The following is a 16,731-nucleotide window of genomic DNA, read 5'->3' as shown; positions in this document are numbered from 1 at the left end:
AACGTTATGCAGTCCTTTTCGACGACCGGATAACCCGCGCGAAGTATCGGCCGACAACGCGAACTTGCCGGCATCGCCGTGGCCGGCCGTCCACCCGGCAACCCGCGCCGCCATCTTCGCCCCGCGATCGATTCGTTCGCATCGGAAGCACGATGGCGCGGCGGATGCCGGAAACTCGGCGTCAAGGGGATGTCCCTGCGGTACGAGCGTGAATCCGGCCGCAATGCACTCGACGGCCGCGCGTCGTCGACGCGCACTTTTTGATTACAGCACTCCAAGCAAACGAGGAAATCGTGACTGACACAGGATGCAGGGACGACGTAGCCAGCGGCCTCACGAAAGTATTGTGGACGGCGTCGCAACTCGACAATGAATCGGACTTCGAGGATCTGCTCGATGCCATTCGCGTGTTGCGGCCGAAGTGGTCGGGCGTCGGCACGGTGGCCGCGTGGCGCTACGTGCGGCGGCAGAAATGGATGGACGCGCGCCGCGTGCTGGAAGACGAGGACGAGCAGATCAAGCGCTCCGGGCTGCACGCGGCGCTGATGGCGCTCTGCCTGTTCGGCCTCGAAGACCCGCTGTGGCACAGCTACGCGCGCATGGCCGCGGAGCAGCGCGAGAGCCCGGACGCGGCGCGCATCGGCTTCCGGCTGCTCGAACGCGCGGCGAAATCCGACCTGCGCGCCGCACCCGAACCGACACCCGAGCCTGCCGTCAGTCAGACGGCTTCAGCAGGACAGGATACCGCCGGGTTCTCGGCCGGGATGTCGTGGGTTCGTGCGTAAACCCGCGTCGTCGCGTGCCGCGAGTCAGTTCGCATTTCCAGCGCGATGTTCGCACCGGAGAGCGAGAAACCGAAATCGCGCTCATAGACTGGATTCGCTGGGAAGTAATCGTAAAACCTTCTTGACCTCACCTCACAGGCAGAAAACATCATGATTTCGAACACCACGTTTCAGAATTACCCGACCGATCCGACTCTCTATCTGAACGCCCTGAAGCAGCAGGCGGCGAACGGCGGTGGCGACCAGCAAACGTTGATTCAGGACCTGATCCAGGAACTGAGCCAGATGCTGCAGCAGATGCAGAACGCCGGTTCCGGCGCGGCGCCGTCGATGCCGGCCATGCCGTCGGCCATGACGCCGAACGGTGCGGCGCCGACGACCGGCGGTGCGATGCCGGCGCAAACGGGCGGCGCGATGCCGTCGACGATGGGTGGCGCCCAGCCGGCCACGGGTGGGATGACGGCGCAGAACGCATCGGGCGTGCTCGCGTCGTACATGGACCAGAACAACATCGGCGCGACCGATCCGGACGCGATGTACCAGCTCGCGACGAACGCGAACGGCAGCACGCCGCCGATGGTCCAGCAGGCGGCGCAGTACATGATGGCGAACCCGAGCGTCTACCAGCAGATCGAAACGCACGACGTGGCGGGCACCGACGGCAAGTCGGCCGCCAGCAACTTCCGGTGGGCGGCCCAGGGCGGCCTCGGCCAGGCCGGTAACGTGCCGGCCGGCGGCACGGGCGCGGCGGCTCCCGCGTATGCGATGCCGCCGCAGACGGGCGGCGTCCCGATGGCTTCGGGCGGGATGGGGTATCCGGTGTCGCCGCAGGCAGGTGGTGTCCCGATGGCCTCGGGCGGTATGGGGTACCCGGTGCAGCCGCAGATGGGCGGCGTCCCGATGGCTTCGGGCGGGATGGGGTATCCGGTGTCGCCGCAGGCAGGTGGTGTCCCGATGGCCTCGGGCGGTATGGGGTACCCGGTGCAGCCGCAGATGGGCGGAATGATGGCACAGCCGCCTGCGTATTCGATGCCGCCGCAAGCGGGCACCTCGGGCGACCTCACCGCCGACGGCAAGCCGCTGCAGCAGGCGGGCGAAAGCCAGGCGCTGTCGGCGTTCAGCCAGCAGGACCCGGCCGGCTTCCAGGCGTTCGAGAGCGCGCTGTCCCACGGCGACGGCAACACCGCGACGCACGTACTCGCGAACTCGATCAGCTCGGGCAAGATCAGCACGGGAACGGGCTCGGCGCTCGGCTCGCAGCTGCAGCAGACCGCGAACCAGCACGGCGGTGGCAAGATCAACAGCGACGCACGCAACGCGCTGAAGAACGCGCTCGGCGGCGACGATGTGCTGACCCCGGGCAAGACGCGCGGCACGATCGCGTTCGAGCACCTGACCGGCATCAACACCAGCAGCATCCTCGGTGTGAGCACGCAGTAAGCGACGCCGACCGGCGGCCGGCGACCGGTCGCCCAACCCGGATCACGAGATACGGCCGCATCGCCCGAACGGGCGGTGCGGCCGTATTGCTTTTCCGCTTCGGCGCCGTGTGCCGGTATCTGGCATTCGCGGCATTTGCGGCACTCTCGGCATCCGGCACGATCGGGCAGGGCATCGCATGACGCGGCACCGCCGCGCCGCGCGCAAAGACGGAAGCGGCAACGGGAACAGCATCATGGAAATGAAAACGGAAACGCTCGGGGCCGTCACCGGCATCCCGAGCGTTTTTGCGTTCATGCGCCGCGGCCAATGGCCAGCGGCAAAGAAGCGGACCTAGCCGCGCATCTGAAGCCGCGCCGCCGCGCTGAACGGGCTCCATTCGAGCAATGCGACGAAGCCGTCGGCCACGGCGACCACGATCCAGCGATGGTACTGATGGACGATCTGTCCCGGCGGGTAGTCGTGCGCCGCTTGCCACGCCATCGCGCGCCGTACGTGGACCTTCGTGCCGAACAGCGGCGCGAGGCATTCGACCTGGCCGAGCGCGCGCACGATACGCATCGCATCCGCGACGGGCCGTGTGAAGTCGAGCGTGCGCTCGCTTTCCTCGAGCTTCGGCCAGTAGCTGCTGTGCTGCTGCGGCCGGCTGTCGTGCCAGAGCCGCTCGAAGTCGCGCGCGACCCGCGACGCGAGGCGGCCGGCCGCCATCTGCAGCTTCAGCTGCAGCGCCTCGTGCCATTCGTCGGCATCGAGCGGGAAGGTCTCGGCCGCGAGCACGTTGCCGGCGTCGAACTCGGCGTCGAGGCGATGGCAGCTGATGCCCCATGCGCGCCGGTCGTCGAGGATCGCGCGCATCACCGGGTACGGCCCGCGGCCTTCGGGCAGCGGCGACGGATGGAAGTTCATTGCGTAGCGCAGGTGCCCGCGCCAGTCGGGGATGCGCCAGTCGTAGCCGGAGACGACGAGCGCATCGCAACCTTGCGATGCAAGCCAGCGCAGATCGTCGTCGTCGATTCGCGACAGCCGCGCGGGAATGCGCAGTTTGGCCGCGCGCTCGACCATCTCGCTGTTGAATTCGGTCTGGTTGTCGACGGGAATCGTGTAGAGCGCGACCGGCTCCCAGCCGGCCGCGACGAAGGTATCGAAGACGACGCGCCAGCGGTCGAAGCCGGCAAATGCGAATCGCATGGTGGATGCTCCTCGAAGGCAGCGATGGACGAATACGGCATGACCTCTCAGCGTAGCCGTCCGGCGCGTCGCGCCGCGTCCGTCATCCGAACTGTTGTCGTCGGCCGCGAATCTGGCGGCGACGCTCGTGCGATTGCTTCGCGCCATGGCATCGATATTCGTAAGTTCCGGCGATCGATGCGGATTGGGTCTGCAGACTAGGTTGTCGTCAACATCGAATTCAAGGTATCCATGCGAATCCAATCCGGCTCCCCTGCATACGCTCGGCATCAGGACACGCAGCCCTCGACGCCGACCGGAACAGACCACCGCGCGGCGCATAGAGAGGGAGGAGCAACTATGCCCGTATCAAGCAGATGTTCGATACCCAGATGAGGAAACGCCATGTGATCCGGGCCGACGAGCGAAACATGACCGATGACGAAAAGGTCGTCGCGAAACTGATTGAGCCTGGATATTCCCGCTATCAGGACGCGATGCGAGCCCCGAAGGATGGGATCGAGACCAAAAAAACGCTGATCGAATGTGCGCAGATCGTCGAGAGTCTTGCGCGAGCCCACGCTGAGTCTGAGACGAGTCGCGAGCGCTATGCCACGGTCTTTCCTGGCGGTGCAAAGCATCCGGATCAACTGGTCAAGGGGCGCGAATACACGGAGCCGGGCGTTGTCTTCGTCGGTGGCGAGCGTCGTGGCGATGACGGTTATCGAATGGAAATCACGCTGAAGAAGGGCATTCCCGTCGATGCGCGAGACCTGTATGGTCACAGGGGCGATAACGACAAAAAACTGCAGTGGCTGACGCTCCCCGGTGCGAAGTTCCGTTTTGACGGTGTGAGCGGAAGCGGAGCGGAGAAAAACAGGACTTACCGGTTCACGCAGATAAATCGTTGAACGAGCGTGGGGCGGTTGAGGAATGCGGCAACCGCCCCGGCCATCCGGCTCATATTATTCGGAGCACGAAAAAATCCCGCCTCGACGAATCGGGCGGGGTGAATCCGGGCTGGACAACCCGGAGTACGTGACCGGCTTTAGAGCCCCTGGCTCAGGAACTCCTCGGCGTACTTGTTGCGGTTCGACATTTCCGGATCGGTTGCCTGTTCGTAGTCCTTGTCCCAGACGAGCGCCGCCTGTTCGGCCGTGGACGTGCCCTTGATGTCCGTGATCGTCTTGCTGTAGTCGGTCTTCAGTTCCTGGTCCATGAAGCCGAGGTTGGCTTGCAGGCTGCCCGGATCGAGACCGTGCTGCTGCGCGTAGTCGATTTCGCCCTGCTTGCGCGGACCGCCCCACTGGGCGAGACCCCAGCCGTTGTTGTTGTCGTCCGCGAAGTTGCTCGACGGGGCGCCCGTCGCGCCGCCCTGGTTGACGTTGCCTTGCAGGCCGCTTTCCTGTTGCAGATTGCCGAGCACGCCGGCGGCCTGCGTTGCCGTCAGGCCGAAGGTCTGTTCGAGGTTTTGCGTGATCGCCTGTGCGGCGCTGCCGCCCGACACGTTCGGCACGCTGCCGCCGCTGCTACTGCCGCCACCACCGCCACCGCTCGAAGGTGCTCCGACCGCCGGCGTGGCGCCGCTGCCCGATGGGCCACCGCCGCCACCGCCACTGCCGCCGCCACCCGTCGGCGGTGGCGCGAAGGACTGCGGCTGGGGCATCGACGCAGGCGGCGTCGATCCGATGCCGCTCGGGCCGCTGCCCGAGTCGTCCGAACCGCCGTTCATCTGCATGAGGATCTGCTGCAGTTCCTGGATCAGTGCTTCGAGGAACTGTTCGAGCTGACTGTTATCCGTGCCGCCGACCCCGCCGAGGTCGGTCATGAAGGGGGACACGCTCCCCTGAATTGCCGTCGTGGACATGCTCATCTCCGTATCGCAATGTGCCGGTTGCGTGACCGAACCTCATCGGCCTCCGGTATCGACGACTGTAGGGCCGATCGGCTGACCGGACCTGGGCGACACGAAGTTGGCTGCGAATAGGCGAAGCAGGCGATTGCGGCGCGCGAGGAAACCGGCGGATGCGAAGCGCGGTGCATACCGGCTTCGCAATTTTGTTCGCGACGTCGCGTCGGGAGAGTGGCGTTCGCGACGAAACGCCTACTCTTCAGAGGCATTTCCCGATGCGCTCCGCGTAGGTGGGGTGCGGAAGCCGTATAGCCTGGTCATCGCTTCCTGATCGACGGTGACGGATCTCGTAATTTCACAGAAGGAGCCGAATCATGGTAGCTACAGTTAAAGGCGCTGGCGATTCATTTAGCCATCTCCCTACCACCCGGGAAGTTCCGGGACAAAAACGCACACCGCCTCCAGTGCCGCCCCGGCGGGGAAGCAATGCGCAGATGGATGGGCTCAGCGGTCTCGGCCCGCGTCCGCGGCAGGGGGGGATCGACGATGGTCAGGGTGGCATGGGTAGCGCACCGACGGGGCGTCGGCCGCTCAACAACCCGTTCCTCAATATGTCCAAAGAGCCGCAGGTCATGCACGACATGGGCCAGCGGGCACGCGATATGGGCACGGAAATGGCGAGCGACGCGTTTCATACGTTCGCCCAGCATGCGCCGCTGCCGTTCGCTCCGGCACTCGACTTCGCGGCGAACATGATCTCGCCTACGCCCTTCAGCACGGGCATAGCCGGCGGCCAGCTCAACCAGATGAAACAGCAGCAGCATGAAATGCTGAAGCAGCAGACGGAGATGGCCCGTATCAACAACGAAAATACGCTCAACGCGGCGCTGATCCAGCAGAGCCAGGCGCTGACGGGCGCGCTTGCATCGGTCGCGAATGCCGGCGTCAACAACATCAAGGACGCGGCGAAGGGGCAATAAGCGAAGGTGGTGCTCGGGCCGCATGGCCCGAATTCACCACCATCGCCGTTGCCGAACACCCGATTCGCGAAATCATGGCCCGCAGGCAGCGCCTGCGGGTTTTCTGGTTTACGTCGCCGGATCGCGCCGTCGAATTCCCTGTACGTCGTGCATCGCGCCGCGCATCGTTGTATTTGCCAATCCGCTTTGCTACGCCGTCATCGATCGCCGCATCGATACCTATCGGCTTCCACAAAGACGAATGCTTCGCGATACGAAGCATTCGGTCCGATTCGCGTCGTACGGCCACGGCACGAACGCCGCGGCACGCGCCTCGCTCGGCCTCATTCGTCCAGCGCCGGCGGCACGTTCGACAGGCGCAAGACGAGCGATTTGATCGAGTGCGCGTAGCGATCGCGCTCGGCCGGTGTTTCCGAGTGATAGGCGCCGACCGCCGCCCAGGTGTTGCCGTACTTGACCATCATCTTGTGCAGCCGCCACGCGGCGACGTAGACGCTCGAACACGGGTTCATCAGGTCCTGCTGCGAGACGCCGTAGTGCGCGAGCGTCGGCAGATGGACGGAATTGATCTGCATCATTCCATAGTCGGTCGAGCCGTTCGTGTTGCGATGGATCGCCGTGGCCTTGCCGTGCGATTCCTGCCACGCGATTGCGCGCAGCACGAGCGGGCTGACGTGCTGGTACGACGCGGCGGACGCGAAGCAGTCGGGCGCGGCCCGCGCTTCGGGGCTCGAGGCGAGGACAGAAAGGAGCGCCAGTTGCAGCGCACGAGGTGGTTTGAACATGGTGGGATTCCGGATCGGGGATGACAGGAAAGAGGCGGGGCACGGCGAGCAGGACGACGGAAATATCGCCATGGGAATGACACGGCGCGGGCATCGCGCCCAGCCCGCCGAAACGAAACGCCGACCGCTCATGCGCGTGTCGCGCTGGGCCGGTCGGCGTTGTCGTCGTCGCCGCACGCGGACGTGCGGACGGAAATCAGCGGCCCATCGTTTGCGACGGCGCTTCCTCGAACACGCGGCGGTAGCCGTTGATCAGCGTCGAGCGATGACGCACGCCCCACTTGTGCGCGACGTCGAGCACGCGCGTGACCGGCGTGTCGTCGTCGAGCAGGTCGTCGCGGATTCGCTCCATCCGCTGGCGGCGGATCAGTTCGCTCGGCGACAGTCCGAGATGGTTCTTGAACGCGGCCTGGATCGCGCGCTCGGTCACGCCGATGTGCGACGCGACTTCGCGGACCGACAGATCCTTCTGGTCGAGGTTGTCCATCAGGTAGCGGTACGCGCGGCGGTACTTCGCCGGCAGCCGCGCGCTGACGTCGTCGGAACGCGGGGCGGCGCGGTCGGCCTTCGCCGCGTCGGCCGGCGCGCCCGACATGGACTGGTTATCGGTGCGCACGTGCTGGATCGATGCGAGCGCGTAGCGGCCGTAGTAGTGCGAGAACTCCTGCGTGCGCATCTGCTGCTGCATCACCTTCGCGCGGCAGTACAGATAGTCGAGATACCAGCGCGCGTGCTGCGTGCCTTGCGATGCGGCCGCGCCCGAGGCGTCGAGCATCGATTCGGCGAGCGGCCGGACCTGGCCGGCGATCGCCGCGAGCGTGATTTCGAGGCACAGGCTGCGGTGGTAGTCGGCGAGCCCGGACTTGCGGCTCCAGTTCAGGTGCTCGTGCAACTCGTCGCCGCCGATCGCGCCGCCTTCGGCGAGCGAGAGCAGATGGCGCAGATGCGCGAGGCGTCCGGCGAGCAGCGGCAGCGCCGTGCCTTCCGGCGCGCTGCCGCGCACCGGCGCTTCGGCGATATCGAACTCGGTCAGCACCGAGCGCCAGTAGATGTGGTCGGCGAGCCGCTCGGCGCCATGCAGCTCGTGCTGCGCGAACAGATCGCGGCGGATCGCCTCGACCACGTAGATCCAGCGGCGATCGTCGTGCGCGGCGGCGAGTTCGGCGAGCTTCGCGAGACGGCCGCATGCGGAGCGCACGCAGCCCAGATGAAACGACACGAGCGTCGCACCGACGAGCGCGTCGAGACGCTGGCGCGGCGTCGCGGCCTTTTCCTCGCCGATGCGCTTGAAGCAGCTCAGCGCCACGTTGAACTGGTTGCGGAAGAACGCCAGCCAGCCGGTGTTGCGGCACGAGGCAATGCGCAGGCCGTCGCGATCGTGGCGAATCGCCTTCTGCGCGCGGCGATGGGTTTCCTCGGCTTCCTCGTGGCGGCCGAGCGCCAGTTCGAGATCGCCGTGGATCTGCAGGTTCGCATGCGAGGGTTGCGCGTGGCCGGCATCGGTGTCCACGAGTTGAGCGGCGGCGTGCGATGCCTCGATGAGATGGCCGTCGAGAATCTTCGAGACGACGTTCGAGGGCGTGTCGTCCGAGGCGAGGGCGGAGGATGCTGCGAAGTAGACCGTCGAGAACATGGCGGGCTCCTGACTCAATGATTGGAGAAGAGATGCGACGTGAAGCAGTGAGTGCATCTTTTCATCGCGAGCCGGTTTCGACGCGAGTTTGTGATGGTCTGTTACGTTCCGCCCCGCGGGCCGGAATTCGGCCGGCGCCGAATCGGACGGTTGTTTTTTTATTAGCCCTGGCTATTCGATATTCGCATGATTGATATACGATTTGTTAATGCCTTATTTTATGGCGATTTTCATAGTATTGGTAATACTATGATGCCGAAAACGGCAACGGTCTTTTCTCTCAGGAGATATAAAGAATGCCAATCATTGTGATATAAAAAAATAATCAATATGAATTCGGCAAGATATGCAAGACTGCTGACTCTAGCCGATCCCGTCGCCCAAGGAATTTTTGGATTTCCCTTTTTATTTCAATTTTATTTCATCGCGCAATTTTTTTCGGCTGGATTGCGAAAATCGGGGCAAGCGGAATTACAGGACACGTGCCGGTCATCGGCGCGATGCTCTTAGAGTGGAAATCACAGTGTCATCAATCAAAGCGGAATGCCATCGACACCCGCGCGATGCGGCGCGTCTGCGTGTCGCATCGAAGCGGTGGAATGGAGCACTCGGCGTGCGGATTGCAATATCGGCATGCGGCGTATTGCTCCTGTGCGGCATCGCCCATGCGTCCGGCTCGCAGGTAATCGTCGACGGCGGCGAACGGATGGGCGACGTCGTGCATCAGGGCGGCCATGACGTGTCGATGCTGCGCGCGCTCGAACAGATCGTGCCGCGTACTTATAGCGTGATGGTGCCGAACGCAGGCGAGTGGGCCGATAAGCCCGTCAGCTGGCGTGCCGGCTCGGTGGTGCGCGCGCTCGGCGACATCCTCTCGGTGGACCCGTCGCTGCAGGCGCGGGTGAACACCGATCTGCACGTCGTGACCGTCGCGCAGGACCCGCGCCACGCCGGCAAGCCGCACGGCGCGGCGGAGATGCATGCGGACGCCGCCGAATGGTCGCCGCAAAACGCGCCTGTTCATTTCGCGGCAAACGTTGCCGCATCGGCCACGCCGCCGGTATCGGCACCGCCGGTCGCGCCGCTTGTGCCGGCACGGCCGATGACGCTGGTCCGTGCCGATGCGAATGCGAACGGCAAACCGGATGCCGATGCGGGCGTGCCGATTCCGCGCGTGCAGGAGTCCGTCGTCGCCGAGGCACCCGCTGCGGTGCCGTCGCGTCCAGCATCATCGATCGCGACGTATAATACAAATGATGCTAAACACATAGTAACGACAACACCTGTTGCGGCGACCTCCATCCCGATGGAACCCGCCGCAATGCCGCTCGTGCCCGTAGCCGTCTCATCCACACCAGCATCCGCACCGCTTGCCGCAACACCGTCGGACGAAGCCGCCGCCGCGCCGCCGGCCGGCCAGATGGAGTGGCAGATGCGCACCTCGGACGGCTCGGTCCGCAACGCGCTCGCGCGCTGGGCGAACGAGGCGGGCTGGCAGTTCATCTGGGACGTGCCGACCGATTTCGCCGTCGATGCGACGGCCACGATCCACGGCACGCTGCAAGAGGCGCTGAGTCAGGTTACCGATGCGCTGTCGTCGTCGCAGGTACCGATACAGGTGGTTCTCTATACGCGCAACCGGGTATTGCGTGTCGTCGCCAAGGGAGCGAATTCATGAGCAGGCTGTATTTCCATGTCGCAGCCGCTGTCGCGTGCGTGGCACTCGCAAGCGGATGCACGGGGCTCATGGGGCAGCTCGACCGCAGCACGCGGAGCGACCTCGGACAGGCCGACAAGCTGCTCGGCCAGACCGCGTCGGGCAACAACCGCGCGGTCGCGGGTGACGACGTGATCGTCAAGGACCAGCTGTGGCTGTCCGGCAAGACGATGAAGATCGCCGCTCAATCGACGCTGCCGAAGCTGTTCGACGAGCCCGCCAGCTTCGACGGCACGGTCGATTCGCTGCGCGCTTTCGCGGATCGCGTGTCGCGTCTCGCGCGGGTGCCGGCAAAGGTCGCGCACGGCGCCGACGATGCCGCCGCGCGCGCGTCGTCGGTGGGCGCCGCGGCCGGCAGCACGCTGCCGCCGGGCGTGCCGCCGCTACCGCCCGGCATGCTGCAAGGCTCGTCGCCGGCGCCCGCCGGCGCGCAGCAGGCGATGCTCGCCGCGTTGCCCGAGCCCATCCACATCGTCTATCCCACCGGCACGCTGCGCGGGCTGCTCGACGCGGCATCGGCGCGCTTCGGCGTGTCGTGGAAGTATGAAGACGGCGCGATCGTGTTCTTCTACACGGCGACGCGAGTCTACCAGGTGGTATCGATTCCCGGCGACTCGAAGCTCGACACGAACGTCGTCAGCGGCGCGAGCAACACCGGCGGCGTCAATGGCGGTGTCGCCGGCGGCAGCGCGGGCGGTGGTGGAGTCGCGGGCGGTGGTGTCGGCGGGGCGGCTTCGACGTCGTCGCCGGAAGTGTCGTCCGACAATACCGCGAACATCAAGATGAACACGCAACTGTCGGTCTATACGAGCCTGCAGACCGCGATCAAGTCGATGCTGTCGCCGGCGGGTTCCGTCGTCACGTCGCCGGCAACGGGCTCGATCGCCGTTACCGACACGCCCGAGGTGCTCGATCGCGTCGGCGAGTTCATGGAGCAGCAGAACCGCGTGCTCGCGCGGCAGGTGCTGCTGAACGTGACGGTGCTGTCGGTCACGCTGTCGGCCAACGACAGCTACGGGATCGACTGGAACGCGGTGTACCAGACGCTCGGCACGAAGTTCAACATGGTGAGCGGATTCTCCAGTCTCGTGCAGACCAGTTCGCTGAGCGCAACGGTGATCAGCCCGTCGAGCCGCGCGAGCGCGACGAACGCGATGATCAGCGCGCTGTCGTCGCAGGGCACGGTGCATCGCAGGACCTCGGCGTCGATCACCACGCTGAACGACCAGCCGGTGCCCGTGCAAGTGGCCGAGCAGAAGGGCTACCTCGCGTCGGTGTCGTCGATCGCCACGCTGAACGTCGGCACCCAGGTGTCGCTGACGCCGGGCACGATCACGACCGGCTTCAATCTGACGGTGCTGCCGCACGTACTCGACGACGGTACGGTGATGATGCAGTTCTACTCGAACATTTCGTCGCTCGTGACGCTCGATTCGTTCACGAGCGGTGGCCAGACAATCCAGCTGCCGACCGTCGATACGCGCAACTTCCTGCAGCGGATCGCGGTGAAGTCGGGCCAGACGCTCGTCCTCAGCGGCTACGAGGATCTCAACGACCAGAACAACCGGCAGGGCATCGGCACGCCGTCGAACTACGCGCTCGGCGGCGGCTTCAACGCCGATCATTCGCGCCAGGTCATCGTGATCCTGCTGTCGCCCGTCACGACGAACGGCGCCTGACGCGCGCAGCCGGGGATCGTTCATGGCGACGCAAGTCATTCAGATCGGCCGTCAGCGCTTCGTCTGCGGGCTGTTCTGGCAATCGTTGTCCCGCCGGCACGCGCTGCGCGCCGAGGCGGTCGAGCTCGCGGGCCGCCTGAACTTCGACGCGATGGTGCTGCGGATCGACCGCAACTTCGCGGGCGCGGGGTTCGCGAGCACGCGGGAAGGCGCGCAGCTCGGGCTGCCGTCGCTCGGCGCGCTGGTGTCGAAGGTGATCGCGACCGAAGGCGCGTTCTACGATGGCCGCCAGCAGCCCGCGCCGAACTGGCTCGGCGCGTTCAGGCTGGCGGACGGGCGCTGGGTGTATTTCGCGGTGCGCGACGGCGCGTTTCTGCCGAACGGCGACTGGGTCGGTTCGAGCGAGGAAGTGTTCGAGCGGCTGCATGGAGACTACGGCCTCGGCGGCTGGAACGTCGTGATCGGCGATCCGCAGATCGAGGTGCAGGGCTTCCACAACTTCTACGCCCGCAGCATCGAGGAACTGCTGCCGCGTCGCGGCGGCCGGCTGCTGTTGCCGCGCTGGCTGAACCTGACGCGGGTCGGGCGGCGTCCGCCGTGGCGCGTGATCGCCATCGCTGCCGCCGCGCTCGTCGTGGTCGGTGGCGTGGCGGCTGGCTGGATCGCGTACCGGCGCCACCAGATCGAGCAGGAGCGCGAGGCGGCATTCGAGCGGATGCGCACGCAATTGCGGCTGCATCCGCCAAAGCCGGCGGCGCCGACGGAGCCGCCGCATCCGTGGGCGGTGCAGCCGACGCCAGGCGATTTCATTCGCGCCTGCGTCGATCACTTCGCGAGTCTCGCGCCGGGCGGCTGGCAACTCGACGAGTATGCGTGCAGGTCGTCGAACGTCAGCTATCGCTGGTCGCGCGGCGACTCGAACGTCGCGATGCTGATGGCCGCCGCGCCGCTCGCGCAGATCGACACGAGCGGCGATCACGCCAGCTACGTCGAGCCGCTGTCGTTGCGGCCGGGCGGCGACGATCCGATCGACGGCTTCGACGGCGTGCGCTTGCGGATGCTGTCGGTGTTCCAGCTGCTCGGCGTCGATCTGACGTTCATGCCGCAGCAGGGCCCGCCGCCGAAGAGCCTCGCGGCGCAGACGCTGAACCAGCTGCATCCGGGCTCGGGGCCCGCGGCGCCGACATGGCAGACGTGGCGCATGACGGCAGCGCTCGGCGAGATGCCGCCGGACAGCCTGATCAAGTATCTCGACGAACCGGGCGTGCGCGTCGAGACCCTGTCGTACAAGGCGGGGCAATGGACCCTGGACGGAGTGCTGTATGAGAAATGACAACGGGTGGATCGTAGGCGCACTGGTCTGCGGGCTCATGGGCCCCACGGTCGCGCTCGCGCAGGCCGCCGCGCCGGCGCCGGTATCGGCATCGGCCGCAAGCTCGGCCGCCAGCGCGCAGCCGCGCGCGGCCGTCGTGCCGACGCCGGCTGCCGCCCAGGCCGCCAACGAATTGATGCGGCTGAATGAAGACACGCTGCTGCTGAAGGCCCAGCTGAAAAAGCTCGAGACCCAGGCGCAGGTGGCCCAGCGCGAACAGGCGCTGCACCAGATGGGCGGCACCAGCGTCAGCATGGGCCAGGTCTCGCTGATCGTGACGCAGAGCCTCGGCCAGGCCACGATCGCGACGCTGTCCGCGGACGGCGCCGAATTCGACGTGCGCGCCGGCGACCGGCTGCCGGATGGCTCGCGTGTCGCGCAGATCCGCCCGGGCATGCTGGTGCTCGCCGATCCGGACGGGCACCGCACGATGCTGACGGTGTCGGCGCCGTCGCGCGGCGGCCTCCGCAACGTCGCCGCGAACCCGCTCGGGCCCGCCGGCGTTCCGCCGCTCCCGCCGCTTCCGTTGAGGTGATCGTGATGGCCGCTCCGACCGTACCGCCCGCAAACCCGCCCAAAGCCGTCACGCCGCTGGTGTTGTCGCGTAACGCTCAGGCTCAGGCCCAGGCCGCCGCGTTGGCTGTCACGCCGGCCATCCCGGCCGACGTGCCGCTGCAGGTCGTGCAGGCCGCGCCCGTGAGCGCGCGGCCGCTGTCGGACGACGGCGAATTCGCGGCAAGCGGCGAGGAGCGCAAGTTCCTCTGTCTGCTCGATGACGGCACGCTGCTGGTCGCGGACGGCCACGAGATGAATCCGTTCGTGCTGTCGTACTGCGCCCGGCTCGAACGGCTCAACTGCCGCTACGCGACACGGCTCGTGAGCCTCGACGCGATCCGGCGCGCCTATCAGGGGCAGCGCCGCGACGGCAGTGCCGAGCGCATCGACCACACGCAGATGCAGGTGGTCGCGAAGAATCTGATCGCGCGCGCGTGCGACGAGCGCGCCTCGGACATCCATATCCGCGTGAACCGCTTCACGACGGAAATCCTGTTTCGCGTCCACAACGAGCTGGTGCGCGTGTCGGAGCAGACGCGCGAGTACGGCGAGCGGCTGCTCGCGACGCTGTACTCGGCGATGTCGAGCGTGTCCGACAACACCTATAAGCCGAACGAGCGCCAGGACGCGGCGATCGGCGACCGCGACAAGCTGCCGGACCGCCTGTTCGGGGTGCGGATCGCAACCGCGCCGACCAGCGTCGGCAATCTGATGGTGCTGCGACTGCTCTACAACGACGCTGGCGAATCGACCGAGCTGACCGACCTCGGCTTCACGAGCGAGCACGCGTTTGCGTTCGACCTGCTCGCGCAGCAGCCGCATGGCATGAACATCATCAGCGGGCCGACCGGCTCCGGCAAATCGACCACGCTGCAACGCGTGCTGACGAGGCAGTTGCGCGACATGGCCGGCTCGATTCATGTCATCACCGTCGAAGACCCGGTCGAATATCCGATCGAGGGCGCGGTACAGACGCCGGTCGTCAACGCGCCGACCGAGGAAGCGCGCTCGCTCGCGTTCGCCGCCGCGATCTCGAACGCGATGCGGCTCGACCCGGACACGATCATGATCGGCGAGGTGCGCGACCGCGCTTCCGCGCAGAGCGCGCTGCGCGCGGCGATGACCGGCCACCAGGTCTGGACGACCGTGCACGCGAACGGCGCGCTCGCGATCGTCGACCGGCTCGTCGATCTCGGCTTGCCGCTCGCGATGGTCACCGACGAATCGCTCGTCACCGGCCTCATCAGCCAGCGCCTCGTCAAGCTGCTGTGCCCGCATTGCTCGCGGCCGCTCGCCGAGGCGGCGGACGAGCTCGACATGGGGCTCGTCGCGCGCGTCAAGCGGGCGGTCGGCCCGCGCTTCGACCAGGTGCGCATCGCGGGGCCGGGCTGCCCGTGCTGCAAGCACGGCACGATCGGGCGCACGGTGCTCGCCGAGGTGATCCACACCGACACGACGTTCTTCGAACTGCTGCGCGCCGGGCGCAAGGCCGATGCCCAGCAGTACTGGCTGCAGCAGCTCGGCGGGCAGACGGTCGCGCAGCACGCGATCGAAAAAGTGGCCGCCGGACTCGTCGATCCGCGCATGGCGGAGCGCGTGGTCGGGCCGCTGACGCAACACGGCGGCGCGCGTGCGCTCGCGCTGGAAAGCGTCTATGGCACTTGAACTGAATCGCCGCTGGGCGCGCGTCCAGTTGACCGCGCCGGCGCGTATGCGGCTTTACCGCAAGATCGCGAAGATGCTGTCGGCCGGGCTGCCGCTGCTGAAGATTCTCGAGGAGCTGGAACTGCGCGCGTCGCACGAGGGCCGCAAGCCGAACGAGCCGCTCGCGCTGACGCTCGCCGACTGGCGCAGCGTCGTGCAGAACGGCGGGATGCTGGCGGAAGCGCTGGCGTGGTGGGTGCCGCACGCCGAACAGATGATCGTGATGGCGGGCGAGCAGTCGGGCCGCCTGGAAGCGTCGCTGGTCAACGTTTGCGCGCTCGTTCAGTACAGCAGGCGAATCCGGGCCGCGGTGATCGGCGGGCTCACGTATCCGGTCGTGATTCTCGCGATGACGGTCGGCTACGTCTACCTGTTCGGCAAGCTCGTGATCCCGCGCTTCGCGAGCATCGTGAGCCCGGAGCACTGGCATGGCGTCGCGCGCTCGCTGTACGAGCTGTCCCGCTTCGTGCAGGGCGGGATGCTGTACTGCATCGTCGTCGCGCTGCTGCTGTTCGTGCTGCTCGTGTATTCGATGCCGCGCTGGTCCGGCAAGACGCGCAACGTGCTCGACCGCTATCCGCCGTATTCGGTTTACCGGCTGATCGTCGGTTGCGGCTTTCTCGTCGCGTTCTCGTCGTTGCAGTCGGCAGGCTTCACCGTCGAGAAGTCGCTCGCGCGGCTCGCGATCGATGCGCGGCCATGGCTGCGCCAGCGCATTGACGACGTGCTGTTCGGCGTGAAGTCCGGGCTCAACGTCGGCGAGGCGATGAAGATCACCGGCTATCGCTTCCCGTCGGCGGAGATCGTCGACGATCTGTGCGTGTACGCCGACTACAAGGGTTTCGCCGAAGCGCTGCAGTCGATCGCGAACGAATGGATCACCGAGGGCGTCGAGACGATCGAGGCGCAGATGCGGGTCATCAACGGCGCCGCGATCGTCGGGCTCGCGCTCGTGCTGTCGTGGCTCATCAGCGGATTCTTCGGAATCCAGCAGGAAATCGCCGGGCTCGCACGGAGCCTGCATTGACGAACTTATTCCGCGGGAGGGACCGGGTAGTGAGG

General features: G+C 66.3%; 14 protein-coding genes. 10 read left to right on the top strand and 4 right to left on the bottom strand.

The genetic code is table 11. From position 1 onward, the window contains the following. Positions 1 to 293: 293 nt before the first annotated feature. A complete protein-coding gene (locus F3J19_RS18725; protein WP_167044136.1) occupies positions 294 to 785 on the top strand; it encodes an HrpB1 family type III secretion system apparatus protein in 492 nt (163 codons plus the stop codon). A gap of 150 nt (positions 786 to 935) precedes the next feature. Continuing rightward, positions 936 to 2,225 (top strand): hypothetical protein, encoded by a 1,290-nt coding sequence (locus F3J19_RS18720; protein WP_167044133.1) that lies wholly within the window; start codon positions 936 to 938, stop codon positions 2,223 to 2,225. Positions 2,226 to 2,558: 333 nt separating this feature from the next. On the opposite strand, the gene F3J19_RS18715 is transcribed toward F3J19_RS18720, so the two are convergent. Beyond that, a complete protein-coding gene (locus F3J19_RS18715) occupies positions 2,559 to 3,413 on the bottom strand; it encodes a formyltransferase family protein (RefSeq protein WP_167044131.1) in 855 nt (284 codons plus the stop codon). Between the two features lie 410 nt (positions 3,414 to 3,823). On the opposite strand from F3J19_RS18715, the gene F3J19_RS18710 reads away from it, so the two are divergent. Further along, the gene (locus F3J19_RS18710; protein ID WP_167044128.1) at positions 3,824 to 4,303 is read left to right on the top strand and encodes a hypothetical protein; all 480 of its coding nucleotides are present in this window, start codon (positions 3,824 to 3,826) and stop codon (positions 4,301 to 4,303) included. A 137-nt stretch (positions 4,304 to 4,440) separates the two neighbouring features. Here F3J19_RS18710 and F3J19_RS18705 read toward each other — a convergent pair whose 3' ends face one another. Beyond that, the gene (locus F3J19_RS18705) at positions 4,441 to 5,259 is read right to left on the bottom strand and encodes a phage tail tip lysozyme (RefSeq protein WP_167044126.1); all 819 of its coding nucleotides are present in this window, start codon (positions 5,257 to 5,259) and stop codon (positions 4,441 to 4,443) included. Between the two features lie 479 nt (positions 5,260 to 5,738). Here F3J19_RS18705 and F3J19_RS18700 point away from each other — a divergent pair, with 479 nt between their 5' ends. Further along, entirely contained in the window at positions 5,739 to 6,224 is a 486-nt protein-coding gene (locus tag F3J19_RS18700; protein ID WP_167044002.1) for a hypothetical protein, read from the top strand. 323 nt (positions 6,225 to 6,547) lie between these two features. Here the strand turns inward: F3J19_RS18700 and F3J19_RS18695 are convergent, their stop codons facing one another. Both F3J19_RS18695 and F3J19_RS18690 read right to left on the bottom strand, forming a co-directional pair. Then, entirely contained in the window at positions 6,548 to 7,009 is a 462-nt protein-coding gene (locus F3J19_RS18695) for a lytic transglycosylase domain-containing protein (protein ID WP_205193005.1), read from the bottom strand. A gap of 196 nt (positions 7,010 to 7,205) precedes the next feature. Next, a complete protein-coding gene (locus F3J19_RS18690; RefSeq protein WP_167044121.1) occupies positions 7,206 to 8,642 on the bottom strand; it encodes a helix-turn-helix transcriptional regulator in 1,437 nt (478 codons plus the stop codon). A 523-nt stretch (positions 8,643 to 9,165) separates the two neighbouring features. Here F3J19_RS18690 and F3J19_RS18685 point away from each other — a divergent pair. The 6 genes from F3J19_RS18685 to F3J19_RS18660 all read left to right on the top strand — a co-directional run bounded on the left by F3J19_RS18685 (position 9,166) and on the right by F3J19_RS18660 (position 16,696). Next, positions 9,166 to 10,320 carry a TcpQ domain-containing protein gene (locus F3J19_RS18685; RefSeq protein WP_345891053.1) on the top strand — a complete coding sequence of 385 codons (1,155 nt, stop codon included), beginning with the start codon at positions 9,166 to 9,168 and terminating at the stop codon, positions 10,318 to 10,320. After that, entirely contained in the window at positions 10,317 to 12,038 is a 1,722-nt protein-coding gene (locus F3J19_RS18680; protein WP_167044119.1) for a PilN family type IVB pilus formation outer membrane protein, read from the top strand. The genes F3J19_RS18685 and F3J19_RS18680 overlap by 4 nt, the downstream gene beginning before the upstream one ends. A gap of 22 nt (positions 12,039 to 12,060) precedes the next feature. Continuing rightward, a complete protein-coding gene (gene pilO2 / locus F3J19_RS18675) occupies positions 12,061 to 13,371 on the top strand; it encodes a type 4b pilus protein PilO2 (RefSeq protein WP_167044116.1) in 1,311 nt (436 codons plus the stop codon). Continuing rightward, positions 13,361 to 13,945: a type IV pilus biogenesis protein PilP gene (locus F3J19_RS18670; protein WP_167044114.1), complete on the top strand. Its 585-nt coding sequence runs from the start codon at positions 13,361 to 13,363 to the stop codon at positions 13,943 to 13,945. The genes pilO2 and F3J19_RS18670 overlap by 11 nt, the downstream gene beginning before the upstream one ends. A gap of 62 nt (positions 13,946 to 14,007) precedes the next feature. Further along, positions 14,008 to 15,630: an ATPase, T2SS/T4P/T4SS family gene (locus F3J19_RS18665; RefSeq protein ID WP_205193020.1), complete on the top strand. Its 1,623-nt coding sequence runs from the start codon at positions 14,008 to 14,010 to the stop codon at positions 15,628 to 15,630. After that, positions 15,620 to 16,696 (top strand): type II secretion system F family protein, encoded by a 1,077-nt coding sequence (locus F3J19_RS18660; protein WP_167044109.1) that lies wholly within the window; start codon positions 15,620 to 15,622, stop codon positions 16,694 to 16,696. Before F3J19_RS18665 ends, F3J19_RS18660 begins: the two co-directional genes overlap by 11 nt. Positions 16,697 to 16,731 lie beyond the last annotated feature (35 nt).

It is taken from the genome of Burkholderia sp. Ax-1724 (genome assembly GCF_011752995.1).
Lineage (GTDB): Bacteria > Pseudomonadota > Gammaproteobacteria > Burkholderiales > Burkholderiaceae > Paraburkholderia.
This window is presented reverse-complemented; position numbering and strand designations above follow the sequence as displayed.

Bases quoted from the DNA above. Each gene is read 5' to 3' on its own strand.
- F3J19_RS18720 (WP_167044133.1), top strand. From the start codon at position 936: ATGATTTCGAACACCACGTTTCAGAATTACCCGACCGATCCGACTCTC.
- F3J19_RS18715 (WP_167044131.1), bottom strand. From the start codon at position 3,413: ATGCGATTCGCATTTGCCGGCTTCGACCGCTGGCGCGTCGTCTTCGAT.
- F3J19_RS18710 (WP_167044128.1), top strand. From the start codon at position 3,824: ATGACCGATGACGAAAAGGTCGTCGCGAAACTGATTGAGCCTGGATAT.
- F3J19_RS18705 (WP_167044126.1), bottom strand. From the start codon at position 5,259: ATGTCCACGACGGCAATTCAGGGGAGCGTGTCCCCCTTCATGACCGAC.
- F3J19_RS18700 (WP_167044002.1), top strand. From the start codon at position 5,739: ATGGATGGGCTCAGCGGTCTCGGCCCGCGTCCGCGGCAGGGGGGGATC.
- F3J19_RS18695 (WP_205193005.1), bottom strand. From the start codon at position 7,009: ATGTTCAAACCACCTCGTGCGCTGCAACTGGCGCTCCTTTCTGTCCTC.
- F3J19_RS18690 (WP_167044121.1), bottom strand. From the start codon at position 8,642: ATGTTCTCGACGGTCTACTTCGCAGCATCCTCCGCCCTCGCCTCGGAC.
- F3J19_RS18680 (WP_167044119.1), top strand. From the start codon at position 10,317: ATGAGCAGGCTGTATTTCCATGTCGCAGCCGCTGTCGCGTGCGTGGCA.
- pilO2 (WP_167044116.1), top strand. From the start codon at position 12,061: ATGGCGACGCAAGTCATTCAGATCGGCCGTCAGCGCTTCGTCTGCGGG.
- F3J19_RS18670 (WP_167044114.1), top strand. From the start codon at position 13,361: ATGAGAAATGACAACGGGTGGATCGTAGGCGCACTGGTCTGCGGGCTC.
- F3J19_RS18660 (WP_167044109.1), top strand. From the start codon at position 15,620: ATGGCACTTGAACTGAATCGCCGCTGGGCGCGCGTCCAGTTGACCGCG.